Below are 12,469 nucleotides of genomic sequence, written 5' to 3'. Positions count from 1 at the left end.
CACGAATGTGACGTCCGGTGTCAGCATGGCCGCAGTGCTGACGCCCGGAGGGCGGCACCGGTTGACGACGCCTCGCACCGCACCAGCTCGCGCGGCGGCCCGCTGAACACCACGGTGCCGCCGTGCCGGCCGGCGCCGGGCCCGAGGTCGATGACGTGGTCGGCGCGGGCGACGACGTCGAGATCGTGCTCCACGACGACCACCGTGTGGCCCGCGTCGACGAGGCGGTCGAAGACGCCGACGAGGCGGTCGACGTCGGTCGGGTGCAGGCCGGTCGTCGGCTCGTCCAGCACGTAGGTCCCCGACGACGCGCCCCGCGCGAGTTCCAGCGCCAGGCGCAGCCGCTGCCGCTCCCCGCCGGAGAACGTGGACGTCGGGCGACCCAACGTCAGGTGCCCGAGCCCGACGTCGGCGAGCGCGCCCAGCATCGTCGGGAAGTCCTCGCGGGCGTCGTCGACCGTGCGGTCCAGCTCGTCGGCGATCGACCGGCCGTCGACCGTCATCGCGAGCACCTCCTCGGAGAAGCGGCGGCCGCGACAGGTCGGGCACGGCGTCGACACCCCGGCGAGGAACGCCAGATCGGTGTACTGGACGCCGAGCCCGTCGCAGTCGGGGCACGCGCCGCCGGAGTTCGCGCTGAACCGCGACACCGGCACGCCGTGCGCCCGGGCGAACCGCTTGCGGAGGTCCGTCGCGATGCCGGTGTAGGTCGCCAGCGACGAGCGCCGTGACGTCGTCAGCCCCGACTGGTCCAGCCGCACGGCGCCCGGGTGCTGCTCGACCAGGACGTCGACCAGGCTCGACTTGCCGGACCCCGCGACCCCGGTGACCGCCGTGAGCACCCTGGTCGGCACGTCGACGTCGACGCCCCGCAGCGTGTTCCGGTCCGCCCCGCGCACCGGCAGCCATCCGGTCGGTGTCCGGCTCGTCCCGACGACGGGTGCCGGCCCGGCCCGCAGGGCCCGTCCGGTCGGGGTGTCCGCGGCGCGCAGGTCCGCGACGTCCCCTCCGACCAGCACCGACCCACCGTCGGGACCCGCTCCGGGACCGAGGTCGACGACGTGGTCGGCCACCGCGACGACGTCCCGCGCGTGCTCGACGACGAGGACCGTGTTGCCCCGGTCGCGCAGCCGCCGCAGCAGGCCGACGAGCCGTTCGACGTCCCGCGGGTGCAGGCCGACGGTCGGCTCGTCGAACACCACCAGCATCTCGATCAGGCTCGACGCGAGGTGGCGGACCGTCTTCACCCGCTGCGCCTCGCCGCCGGACAGCGTGCCGGTCGGGCGGTCCAGCGTCAGGTAGCCGAGCCCGACCTCGTCCAGCGCGGCCAACCGGTCCGCGAGCGACTCCACCACCGGGGCCGGCTCGGCGACCGTCCGCACCAGGTCGACCAGCTCGGCCACCTCGACCGCGCACCACTCCGGGAACGTCCGCCCGGCCACCGTGACGGACCGGGCACGGGCGTTCAGCCGGGCTCCGTCGCAGTCCGGGCAGCGCACCCGCGTGCTGAACCGCTCCACCGTCGCCTGCTTGCGGGCCGACATCTCGCCCTCGGCCTGCAGGTAGATGCGGGTGAAGTGCTCGACCAGCCCCTCGACCGGCAGCTCCGGCCCGCCCTCGAGCAGCAGCGCGCGGCGCTCGGCCGGCCAGTCCTGCAGCGGCCGGTCGACGTCGAAGCACCCGGTCTCGGCGTACTTGCGGTACCAGTAGCGCGCCTGCCCGGGCGTGTTGCCGAACCCGGGCAGCCGGATCGCGCCCTCGGCGAGGGTGGACCCGTCGTCGAGAAAGGTCTCGGGGCGCGGCGTGACCACCTCCCCGAGCCCGCTGCACCGCTCGCACATCCCCGCGGGGTCGTTGAACGAGAACGCCGTCGATTCGCCCACCGTCGGCGTCCCCGCGCGCGAGAAGAGCAGGCGCAGCAGCGGGGCGATGTCGGTGATCGTCCCGACCGTCGAGCGCGCGTTCGCACCGAGCCGACGCTGGTCCACGACCACGACCGGCGAGAGGTTCTCGACGAGGTCGACGTCGGGTCGGCCGTAGGAGGGCAGGCGGTTCCGGACGAAGGCCGGGAACGTCTCGTTGAGCTGCGACTGCGCCTCCGCGGCGATCGTGTCGAACACCAGCGACGTCTTGCCCGAGCCGGAGACGCCGGTGAACACCGTGATCGCGCGGCGGGGGATCTCGAGGTGGAGGCCGCGCAGGGTGTGCTGGCGGGCGCCGACGATGCGGATGTGGTCGGTCATGCGGCCATCGTTGACCGAGTTGTGGTCGTATCGTGGCCACAATGACCAGTCCGTCGGTGCGGATGCTCGAGCTGCTCTCGGTGCTGCAGGACGGTCGCGAGCACACCGGGGCGGACCTGGCCGCGCGGCTCGGCGCCTCCCCGCGCACCGTCCGCCGCGATCTCGACCGGCTGCGGGAGCTCGGCTACCCGGTGGAGTCGCGGCGGGGTCCGGGCGGCGCGTACCGGCTCGTCGCGGGGTCGGCGGTGCCGCCGCTGCTGTTCACCGACGACGAGGCGGTCGCGGCGGTCGTCGGGCTGCGGCTCGTGGCCGGGACGGGCGCCGCGGACGGGGCGCTGCGCAAGCTGGAACAGGTGCTCCCGTCGCGGCTGGCGCACCGGGTGCGGGCGGTGTCGTCCTCGCTCGACGCGGTGTCCCGGGCGGCCGTCCCGCTGGAGGTGCTGCAGACGCTCGGTGCGGCGATCGGCGCGCGGCAGGACGTGCGGTTCACCTACGTCGCGCGGTCCGGGGAGGGGTCGCGACGGCGGGTCGAGCCGGTCCGGCAGGTCGCGCTGGCCCGGCGCTGGTACCTGCTGGGCTGGGACCGCGACCGCGAGGACTGGCGGACCTTCCGCCTCGACCGGATTACCGGGCTGGACGTCCCGGGCACCACGTTCGCGGAGCGGACGCCGCCCGACGACCCGGTGAGCTTCGTCCAGGCCTCGGTGTCGGTCCCGCTCTCGACGACGCGGGCGGTGGTGCGCTTCGCGGCGCCGGCCGCGGTGGTCTCGGAGCGGCTGATCGCGGAGGCGGGTGCGGTGGAGGCGCTCGGCGACGACGAGTGCCGCTTCGTCTCGGCCCCGGACTCGTGGGAGTGGCTGGCGATCACGCTCGCGATGGTGGGCGTGCCCTACGTGATCGAGGGCCCGCCGGAGCTGATCGAGCGGTCGCGGGAGATCTCGTCGGCGATGTGGCGTGCCGCCACGTGAGCAGAAAGTGGGGCCATAGGCCCAGTAAGTGCACACGTGCGGCGGAGCCGCACATGAAAGACCCCCGGAGCATGCTTCCCGCGAGCGGCGCTCACGGGGCTCGGATGGACAACTCCGAGCGCTCCGGGGGTCCGGTGTCCGCCGTGGATTCACCAGCTGACGTGTCCGCTACGAAGGAGCGGAGCCGGTCAATTCCACGACCTGACGTCGGCTAGCTGACGGACACCTCACGAGTCCTGTCGTTCATCAACGTCGGACCACCTCCTCTCCCATGTACCGACCACGCTAAGCGCGGATCCGCTGATCCGCAAACGAGATCGAATCCCCTGGTCAGAGGCGGGTTCGCCACTCCAGCAACTCCGGCACCGGGCGGGTGTTGACGATCTTGTCGACCGGCACCTCGCACTCCACGGCGCGCTCGCAGCCGAAGGGCTGCCAGTCGAGCTGGCCGGGCGCGTGGGCGTCGGTGTCGATCATGAACTCGCACCCCGCCTCGACGGCCTGGCGCAGCAGCGTCCGCGGCGGGTCGAGCCGCTCCGGCCGGGAGTTGATCTCGACGGCGACCCCGTTCTCCAGGCACGCCTCGAACACCGCCTCGGCGTCGAACGTCGACGGCGGCCGCGTCCCCCGCCCGCCCGTGACGAGCCGGCCGGTGCAGTGCCCGAGCACGTCGACCAGCGGGTGCGACACCCCGCACACCATCCGCGCGGTCATCTCCTCCGACGGCGTCCGCAGCTTCGAGTGCACGCTCGCGACGACGAGGTCGAGCTCCTCGAGCAGGTCGTCCGGCGCGTCGATCGACCCGTCCTCGAGGATGTCGACCTCGATCCCGCGCAGGAGCCGGAACGGCGCCAGCTCCTCGTTCACCTCGGTGATCACGTCGAACTGCCGGCGACGGCGCTCGGGCGAGAGCCCGTTGGCCACGGTCAGGTTCTGCGAGTGGTCGGTCAGCACCATCCACTCGTGCCCGAGGTCGCGGGCCATGCGCGCCATCTCCAGGATGTCCGACCCGCCGTCGGACCAGGTGGAGTGCGTGTGCGAGTCGCCGCGCAGCACGGCGCGCAGCTCCACCCCGCCGGCGACGGGCGCCTCGTGGGCGGCGGCCAACTCCTCCAGGGAGGCTGCCGTCCCGGTCGACACCACCTCGGCCACGACCCCGGCCGTCTTCTTGCCCACCCCCTTGAGATCGGTGAGCGTCCCGGCCCGCGCCCGCTGCTCGACCTCGTCGCGGTCGAGCTCCGCCAGACGGTCGGCCGCCGTCCGGTACGCCTTCACCCGGTAGGTGTCGGCCCGCTCGCGCTCGTAGTAGAAGGCGATGGCGCGCAGTGCGGCGATCGGGTCACCGTCGACAGGGACTCGGGTCACGTGGTCAGGGATACCCCACCCGGGCAGCCGACGTGTCGCGGCGACGCGGACAATCGGGTCGGCGGTCGAGTTCGAGGAGGTCTGCTGGTGCGAGTCACCGGAGTCGGGCACGCGGGGATGCGTTTCGAGACGACGGGCGGCAGCGTGCTCTGCGACCCGTGGACCAACCCGACGTTCTTCGCCTCGTGGGTGCCGTTCCCGGACAACACGCAGCTCGACTGGGCCGCGCTCGGGCAGTGCGACTACCTCTACGTCTCCCACCTGCACCGCGACCACTTCGACGCCGAGAACCTGTCACGTAATGTCAGCAAGGACGCCCGCGTCCTGCTGCCGGACTACCCGACCGACGAGCTCGAGCACGAGCTGCGCGACCTGGGCTTCCGGCACTTCATCCGCACCCGCACCTCCGAGCCGGTCGAGCTCGACGGCGGGCTGCGCATCATGATCACCTCGCTCAAGGGCCCGGGCGACGGGCCGATCGGCGACTCGGCGCTCTCCCTCGACGACGGCACCGCCCGCGTGGTCAACCAGAACGACGCGCACCCGCTCGACATCCCCGAGCTGCTGGAGTTCGGCGCCTACGACGCGCACTTCACGCAGTTCTCGGGCGCGATCTGGTGGCCGATGGTCTACGACCTCCCGAAGGCCGCCAAGCGCGAGTTCGCCCGCCGCAAGCGCATCGGGCAGGAGGACCGCGCGATGCGCTACATCCGCGAGGTCGGCGCCCCCAACATCTTCCCGACGGCGGGTCCGCCCTGCTTCCTCGACGACGAGCTGTTCCGGTGGAACGGCCTGGGCTACGACGGTGTCGAGGGCGAGTCGATCTTCACCGACCAGTGGGAGTTCCTCGGCCGGATGCGCGAGCTCGGCCACGAGGGCGGGCACCTGCTGCTCCCGGGGACGACGGCGGAGATCGACGGACCCGTCGTCCGGAACCTGACGCACCCGATGCCCGACGACGAGGTCGAGCGCATCTTCGTCGAGAAGGAGGACTACCTCCGGGAGTTCGCCGAGCGCGCCCGGCCGGCGATCGCGGCGCAGCGCGCGTCCTGGTCGGCACCGCAGCCCGACATCCTGCGCCAGCTCAAGGAGTGGATCGAGCCGCTGATGAAGCGCGCCGACCACATGTGCGACGGGATCGGCGGGCCGGTGCGGATGGACCTGCACGGCATGCCGGACTCGACGCCGGGCGTCGACGCCGACGGCACGCTGTCGCTGGTCTTCGACTTCACCGGCCGCGAGATCCGCACCTACGACGGCGAGCAGTGCCGCTACCGCTGGGGCGTGCCCGGCACGCTGGTGCAGACCAACGTCGACACCGGCGAGGTCGACTGGTCGAACTCGCTGTTCCTCTCGGTGCGGTTCACCGCCACCCGGGTGGGCCAGTACAACGAGTACCTCTACACGTTCTTCAAGTGTCTGTCCGAGGAGCGGATGGACTACGTCGAGAACTGGTACGACGCCGCGAACGACGACGGCCGCGACATCGAGCTCGACGGCTGGAAGGTCCAGGCCCGGTGCCCGCACCTGTCGGCGGACCTGTCGAAGTTCGGGGCGGTCGACGGCGACGTGCTCACCTGCACGCTGCACAACTGGAAGTTCAACCTCGCCACCGGACGCTGCCTCACCAGCGCCGGCCACGAGATCCGCGCGGAGAAGCTGGGCGATTGAGCGAAGGGCCCCTTCGGTCGGGTAGATCGCCGAAGGGCGCCCATCGCCAGAGCGCCGTCGTCCCGGCGAAGGGCGCCCACGGCCCGTCTACTCGACTGATGGGGCCCTTCGCTCAACCGGCGGCGGTGCCCGGCGCACAATAGAGACCGTGAAGCCCCTCCACATCGGACCGCACGAGCTCCCGACCCCGGTCGTGCTCGCGCCGATGGCCGGCGTCACGAACCCGCCGTTCCGCCGGCTGTGCCGCGAGCAGGGCGCGGGGCTCTACGTCTGCGAGATGATCACGGCGCGGGCGCTGGTCGAACGGCACCCGGGCACGGCCGAGATGATCGCGTTCGACGACGACGAGTCGCCCCGTTCGATGCAGCTCTACGGCGTCGACCCGGAGACGATCGGGCGGGCCGTGGAGCGGATCGTCGCCGAGAACCTCGCCGACCACGTCGACCTCAACTTCGGCTGCCCGGTCCCCAAGGTGACCCGGCGCGGTGGGGGCGCGGCACTCCCCTACAAGCGGCGGCTGTTCGAGCAGATCGTGCGTCGGGCGGTGCACGCCGCGGGCCCGCTGCCCCTCACGGTGAAGATGCGGATCGGCATCGACGACGACCACGTCACCTTCCTCGACGCCGGGCGCATCGCGGCGGCCGAGGGAGCGGCGTCGATCGCCCTACACGCTCGCACCGCCGCCCAGCGCTACTCCGGCCAGGCCGACTGGAGCCGGATCGCGGAGCTGCGCGACGCGGTCCCCGCCGAGGTCCCGGTGCTGGGCAACGGCGACATCTTCGCCGCCGAGGACGCGCTGGCGATGGTCGAGAAGACCGGGTGCGACGGCGTCGTGGTGGGCCGGGGCTGCCTCGGGCGCCCGTGGCTGTTCGGCGAGCTCGAGGCGGCCTTCGCGGGGCGGCCATTGCCGACCCCGCCGACCCTCGGGCAGGTCGCCGGCGTCATGCGCCGGCACGTCGAGCTGCTGATCGCCCACCACGGCGAGCGCAAGGGCGTCCGCGACTCCCGCAAGCACATGTCCTGGTACCTGCACGGCTTCGCGGTCGGCTCGGAGGTCCGCCGCGAGCTGGGGATGATCGACGGGCTCGAGCGCCTCGACGAGCTCCTGGCCCGCCTCGAGCACGACCAGCCCTTCCCGCCGGACGCCGACGGCCCGCGCGGCCGCCAGGGCTCCCCCGGGCACGTCACCCTGCCCGAGGGCTGGCTCGACGACCCCGAGGACGCCACCGTGCCCGCGGGCGCGGACGTCATGCACTCCGGCGGCTGAGTCCCTTGCGTGCGGCCGCCCTCGTCCTCGGGCTCGTCCTGACGGCGGGTGTGGCCGGGTGCGGCGCCGTGGTCCCCGGGACCGCCCGCGTCGCCGCCGTGCCGAGCACGGACCGCGCGCTCATCGCCGCCTACGTCGACGCGTCCAACCGGGCCGGGACGGCGGGGCCGCGAGCGCAGACGGACTTCCTGCGGGCGAGCCAGGCCGAGGGCACCCCGTTCCCGCCCGACCGGTGTTTCGGCGAGCTCACCCTCGACACCCGGCTCGTCGCCCGCACGCTGCGCCCGGACGCGGACTGGACCCCGCCCGCGACACTCCCGGGCGCGGCCCGGCCGGTCGGCGCGATCTACGTGGCCGCGGCCGCGGTGACCGTGCGCCGGGGGTCGACAGAGGTCCGCGAGGACGTCGGGTCGAAGCACTTCGTCGTCCGCGACGCGCGGGTGTTCAGCTACGCTCCGTGCGCTGACTGATCCCTCACACCACGAGGGGTCACGGCGTCCGGGCTTGAGCACCCGGTCGGGCAGCGATCTGGGGCCGAACGAGCAGCAGGCCGGATTCTCCACGCAGAGTCACGTCGACCGGACGGTGGATTCGGTTGGCGGGCGGGGAACGGACGTTGCGCCTGCGCGGTCGACGGCCACACTGGAGGGGTCGCAGCAGTGCGGACGCGAGGGAGCGGCGGGTGTTCGTGAGGGGCTCCACGGCCGGCAGGTCGCCGGGCCGGGTGTCGGCGGGTCCGCCCGCCCCGGTGGCGACCCCACCCGCGCCCGAGATCTCCGGATCGTCCCGCCCCACGTCCGCTGCCAGCACGTTCGATACCGCACCGATCGTCGGGATCGACGAGGCCCTCCGCCTCGACGCGGCGACGGACGACGACGGGATGGCCCGCGCCGCCCAGGCGCGCGCCCACGAGGCCGCGGCCGAGGTGCTCGCCGACCGCGGTGACTGGCGGAAGGCCTACCAGCACCTGCGCGCCGCGATGGCCCTCGTGCACCTCGGCGACACACCGCCGGTGCGGGTGCCCGAGCAGTTACGCCGTGAAGTCGACCGTCTCCGGCGCGAGCGGGCCGAGGCGCGCGAGCAGAGCCGGCGCGACAGCCTGACCGCCACCTGGAACCGTCGGTACCTCGACGAGCGCCTGTCGACGCTGCGTGACGAGGGCCACGACGCCGTCTGCGTCGCCCTCGCCGACGTCGACCACTTCAAGCAGGTCAACGACACCTACGGGCACGCCGTCGGGGACACCGTGCTGCGCACCCTCGTCGGCCTGATGCGGGCCGGGGTCGACGACGTCGTCCCGGACGGGTTCTGCGCGCGCTACGGCGGCGAGGAGTTCGCGCTGGTGCTGCCCGGCTCGTCCGACACGGACGCGGTCGCGGTGTGCGAGGCGGTCCGGGCGCGGATCGAGGAGCACGACTGGTCCGCGCTCGCCCCGGAGCTCCGGATCACGGTGAGCGTCGGGCTCGGGTGCGTCGACTGCGGCGGGACCCGCGCGGAGGGCCCCGGCCTGCTCGACGACGTCGACGAGCTGCTCTACGTCGCGAAGCGCACCGGGCGGAACGCGGTGGCCTACCGCGACAGCACCGGCGAGGTGCGGCTCGCGGGCCCGGCGGCGGGCCGGCGGGGCGTCCCAGGGGTCGCACGGGCGGTCGCGGGGACGGCACGCTCCGGCCGTTGAGCACCGGACCGATCACGATCGGGTGACGGGTCTTGTCCGGGAGGTGACCGCGGAGTAGTCCCGCGCGCGAGGTCCGGTGACGGGCTCTATACGATCCGTGCACCCCGGACGGACTGCCCGGTCGGGTCCCGTCCCTGACCGACCGGGGGGTCCCGTGGCCGACGACCGTGAGCGCGGCGTCGGTCCCGACGTCCCCACGGTGCGGACCGGTCCTCCGTCGGTGCCGACCCGGGTGGTCCCGGAGCGTCCCGACCCCGAACGTCGGGGCGGGATCGCGCCCACGATGGTCCCGCTCGCGCGGCGGCCCGGACGGCAGGGCCGCCGCGGCCTCCGTCCGGCGGGCGCCGCCGCCGAGACCGAGCCGATGCGGGACCTGGTGGCCGCCGCCGCGGAGGCCGAGCCCGTCGCGGACTCCGCGGCCCCGCTGGCCCCGCCGGCCCCGGTCGCGCCGCCGACCGTGCGGACGGAGCGCCCGGCCCCGGCCGCCGAGGCGTCGCGAGTGCCACACCAGGCAGCTCCGCTCGCCCCGGAACCTGCCCCACGTCGCACTCGGGACCCCGAGCCCGCCACGCCGCCGCCCGCCCCGCCCCGAGTGCCACACCAGGCAGCTCCGCTCGCCCCGGAACCTGTCCCACGTCGCACTCGCGAGCCCGAGCCAGCCGCGCCGCCGCCCGACCCACCCCGAGTGCCACACCAGGCAGCTCCCGACGCCCCCGAACCTGCCCCACGTCGCACTCGGGACCCGGAGCCGGCCGCGCCGCCGCCCGAGCCACCCCGAGTGCCACACCAGGCAGCTCCGGCAGCTCCGGAACCTGCCCCACGTCGCACTCGCGCCGTCGCCGTCACGACCGACCCGGAGCGCGCCGACTTCGCGGCCACGTCGGCCGTGCTCGCGGGCGTCGGCGCGCGGATCGGGCCGTGGACCTGGCCGCGGACCCTGCGGCTGCTGACGGCGGCGATGTCCACGGTGATCGTGCTGGTGTGCGGGGTCGCGTGGGGCGCCACGTCGTGGTTCGAGGCCGCCGTCCGCCAGATCGCCGCCCTGGACCCGACGTCGTCGGCGATCATCGACCCGGCCGCGCAGGCGGGGGACCAGAACTTCCTGGTCGTCGGGTCCGACACCCGGGTCGGGGCGACCCCCACGGAGGAGGTCGGCGACGCGGACGACGTGCCCGGCGCCCGGTCGGACACGGTGATGGTCGTCCACGTGCCGGCGGACCGCTCGCGGGTCACGGTGGTGTCCTTCCCGCGCGACCTCGAGATCGACCGGCCGAGCTGCGAGCGGTGGGACTCGGTCACCGGCGCCTACACCGGTCAGACCATCCCGCGGACGGCGCGCGCGAAGCTGAACACGGCCTACCAGGTCGGCGGCCCGCGGTGCGTGACGAAGGTCGTGCAGGAGCTGTCCGGCCTGGCCGTGAACCACTTCCTCGGCGTCGACTTCTCCGGGTTCAAGGACATGGTGGACGCCGTCGAGGGCGTCCCGGTCTGCCTCGAGCTCCCGATGCGCGACACGGTCCTCGGCACCGTCGTCGACCGCGCGGGCACGTCGGTGCTCACCGGCGAACAGGCCCTCAACTTCGTCCGCGCCCGCCACGTGGTCGGCGACCCGACCAGCGACTACGGGCGCATCCACCGCCAGCAGCTGTTCCTGTCCGCGCTCCTGCGCCAGACGCTCTCGGCGGGCACCCTGCTCGACCTCGGCCGGCTCCAGGGCCTGGTCGACGCGGTCGGGCGGTCCACCTACGGCGAGAACATCGACGCCTCGCAACTGCTGGGGCTCGGCCAGTCGCTCTCCGGGCTCGACGCGCGGAACGTCGCCTTCACGACGGTGCCCACCACCGGCGTCGCCAACGGCCGCGGCAACGAGGTGCTGCGTGCCGCCGACAACCAGGCGCTGTTCGACGCGATCATCGGTGACCGGCCGCTGCCCGGGCAGCCCGGAGCCGCCCCGCCGGCCCCCGCTCCCGCCGTCCCGGCCGAGCGGGTCGCCCTGCGGCTGGTCGACGCCCGCACCACGTCGACGTCGTCCGACAGCTCCGCCGGTGCGGGCACGGGGGACAGCGACGACACCGGGGAGAGCGACGACACCGAGGTCTCCGCCTCCGGCGACACCGGCGACCAGGTCACCGACGAGAGCGGCGGAGACGGCGGCGACGGGGAGGACACCTCCGGCTTCCGCCGCGACGTGGCCACCCAGACCTCCACCTCGGCGGGATCGGTCGCCGGGTCGTTGCGCGGGCACGGCTTCACGGTCACGACCGACCCGTCCGCCCCGCGCGCCGACGGCCGCACCGTCATCACCTTCACCCCCGACCAGGCCGGTGCCGCCGCGACGCTGCAGAAGGCCGTGCCCTCGGCGGTCCTCGACCCCCGCACCGGCGCCGCCGGGGTGCTCACCCTGCAGCTCGGCGACGACTTCGACGGCCGCATCGTCGACCCCACGGCCCCGCCCACCGCGGCCCCGCTGCCCGCGCTGGTCAACGCGGCCGACGCCGCTTGCCGCTGAGCAGGGTGATCTTCCCGCCGTTCATGCGCGGTTCACGTATCGGTGGGGTGTCCGACCGCGCGTCCGCCTAGTCTGCGGCCATGCGCGCGGCCTATCACGAGAAGCTCTCGGCGCTCAACGACGAGCTCGCACAGATGTCCCTGTTGGCCGGCGAGGCCATGAAGAAGGCGACCACCGCCCTGCTGGAGGGCGACCTCGACCTGGCCGAGGAGGTGATCTCCTCCGACACCGAGATCGACGCCCTGCGCACCTCCGCCGAGGACCAGGCGTTCGGGCTGCTGGCCCTGCAGGCCCCGGTGGCGGGTGACCTGCGGTCGGTCATCGCCGCCATCCACTCCGCGGGCGACCTGGAGCGCATGGGCGACCTGGCGCTGCACGTCGCCAAGGCCGCCCGGCGGCGCCACCCCGACCTCGTGCTGCCGCAGGAGGTCTCGCCCTACTTCGCGGAGATGGGCCGGGTCGCGCTCGACCTCGCCCAGGACGCCCGACGGGTGATCCTCGACCGCGACATCGAGCTGGCGTTCACCATGGAGTCCGACGACGACGCCATGGACGACCTCCACCGGCACCTGTTCACGGTCATGATGAACCGCGACTGGCCGCACGGCGTGGCCCCGGCGGTCGACGTGACCCTGCTCGGGCGCTTCTACGAGCGCTTCGCCGACCACGCCGTGGCCGTGGCCCGCCGGGTCGTCTTCATGGTCACCGGCAAGATGCCCGACCCGCCCCTCGCCTGATCCGACACCCCGGAACGACGACGGGCCCTGC

General features: G+C 73.8%; 9 protein-coding genes. 7 read left to right on the top strand and 2 right to left on the bottom strand.

The window, feature by feature from the left end; translation table 11 throughout:
• Window positions 1-20: 20 nt before the first annotated feature.
• Window positions 21-2,243 (bottom strand): ATP-binding cassette domain-containing protein, encoded by a 2,223-nt coding sequence (locus WCD74_RS18760; RefSeq protein WP_337696394.1) that lies wholly within the window; start codon window positions 2,241-2,243, stop codon window positions 21-23.
• Between the two features lie 41 nt (window positions 2,244-2,284).
• Between WCD74_RS18760 and WCD74_RS18755 the strand changes: the two genes are divergently transcribed.
• Window positions 2,285-3,211 carry a helix-turn-helix transcriptional regulator gene (locus tag WCD74_RS18755; protein WP_337696393.1) on the top strand — a complete coding sequence of 309 codons (927 nt, stop codon included), beginning with the start codon at window positions 2,285-2,287 and terminating at the stop codon, window positions 3,209-3,211.
• 330 nt (window positions 3,212-3,541) lie between these two features.
• On the opposite strand, the gene WCD74_RS18750 is transcribed toward WCD74_RS18755, so the two are convergent.
• Window positions 3,542-4,576: a PHP domain-containing protein gene (locus WCD74_RS18750; RefSeq protein ID WP_337696392.1), complete on the bottom strand. Its 1,035-nt coding sequence runs from the start codon at window positions 4,574-4,576 to the stop codon at window positions 3,542-3,544.
• A gap of 87 nt (window positions 4,577-4,663) precedes the next feature.
• Between WCD74_RS18750 and WCD74_RS18745 the strand changes: the two genes are divergently transcribed.
• From WCD74_RS18745 to phoU, 6 genes are all read left to right on the top strand, one after another.
• Window positions 4,664-6,247 (top strand): Rieske 2Fe-2S domain-containing protein, encoded by a 1,584-nt coding sequence (locus WCD74_RS18745; RefSeq protein ID WP_337696391.1) that lies wholly within the window; start codon window positions 4,664-4,666, stop codon window positions 6,245-6,247.
• Between the two features lie 148 nt (window positions 6,248-6,395).
• Window positions 6,396-7,514 carry a tRNA dihydrouridine synthase DusB gene (dusB, locus tag WCD74_RS18740; protein WP_337696390.1) on the top strand — a complete coding sequence of 373 codons (1,119 nt, stop codon included), beginning with the start codon at window positions 6,396-6,398 and terminating at the stop codon, window positions 7,512-7,514.
• A 5-nt stretch (window positions 7,515-7,519) separates the two neighbouring features.
• Complete coding sequence (locus WCD74_RS18735; RefSeq protein WP_337696389.1) at window positions 7,520-7,984, top strand: hypothetical protein; 465 nt, start codon at window positions 7,520-7,522, stop codon at window positions 7,982-7,984.
• 212 nt (window positions 7,985-8,196) lie between these two features.
• Window positions 8,197-9,192 (top strand): GGDEF domain-containing protein, encoded by a 996-nt coding sequence (locus WCD74_RS18730; protein ID WP_337696388.1) that lies wholly within the window; start codon window positions 8,197-8,199, stop codon window positions 9,190-9,192.
• An 886-nt stretch (window positions 9,193-10,078) separates the two neighbouring features.
• Window positions 10,079-11,701: an LCP family protein gene (locus WCD74_RS18725; protein WP_337696387.1), complete on the top strand. Its 1,623-nt coding sequence runs from the start codon at window positions 10,079-10,081 to the stop codon at window positions 11,699-11,701.
• Between the two features lie 80 nt (window positions 11,702-11,781).
• Entirely contained in the window at window positions 11,782-12,438 is a 657-nt protein-coding gene (gene phoU / locus WCD74_RS18720) for a phosphate signaling complex protein PhoU (RefSeq protein WP_337696386.1), read from the top strand.
• Window positions 12,439-12,469 lie beyond the last annotated feature (31 nt).

Source organism: Actinomycetospora aurantiaca (assembly GCF_037401875.1).
GTDB lineage: Bacteria > Actinomycetota > Actinomycetes > Mycobacteriales > Pseudonocardiaceae > Actinomycetospora > Actinomycetospora aurantiaca.
The sequence above is the reverse complement of the archived record's forward strand: the minus strand, read 5'-3'. Positions and strand labels throughout refer to the sequence as shown.

What these genes read in the sequence shown, in the direction of transcription:
- WCD74_RS18755 (WP_337696393.1), top strand. Translation starts at nt 2,285, where the DNA reads ATGACCAGTCCGTCGGTGCGGATGCTCGAGCTGCTCTCGGTGCTGCAG.
- WCD74_RS18760 (WP_337696394.1), bottom strand. Translation starts at nt 2,243, where the DNA reads ATGACCGACCACATCCGCATCGTCGGCGCCCGCCAGCACACCCTGCGC.
- phoU (WP_337696386.1), top strand. Translation starts at nt 11,782, where the DNA reads ATGCGCGCGGCCTATCACGAGAAGCTCTCGGCGCTCAACGACGAGCTC.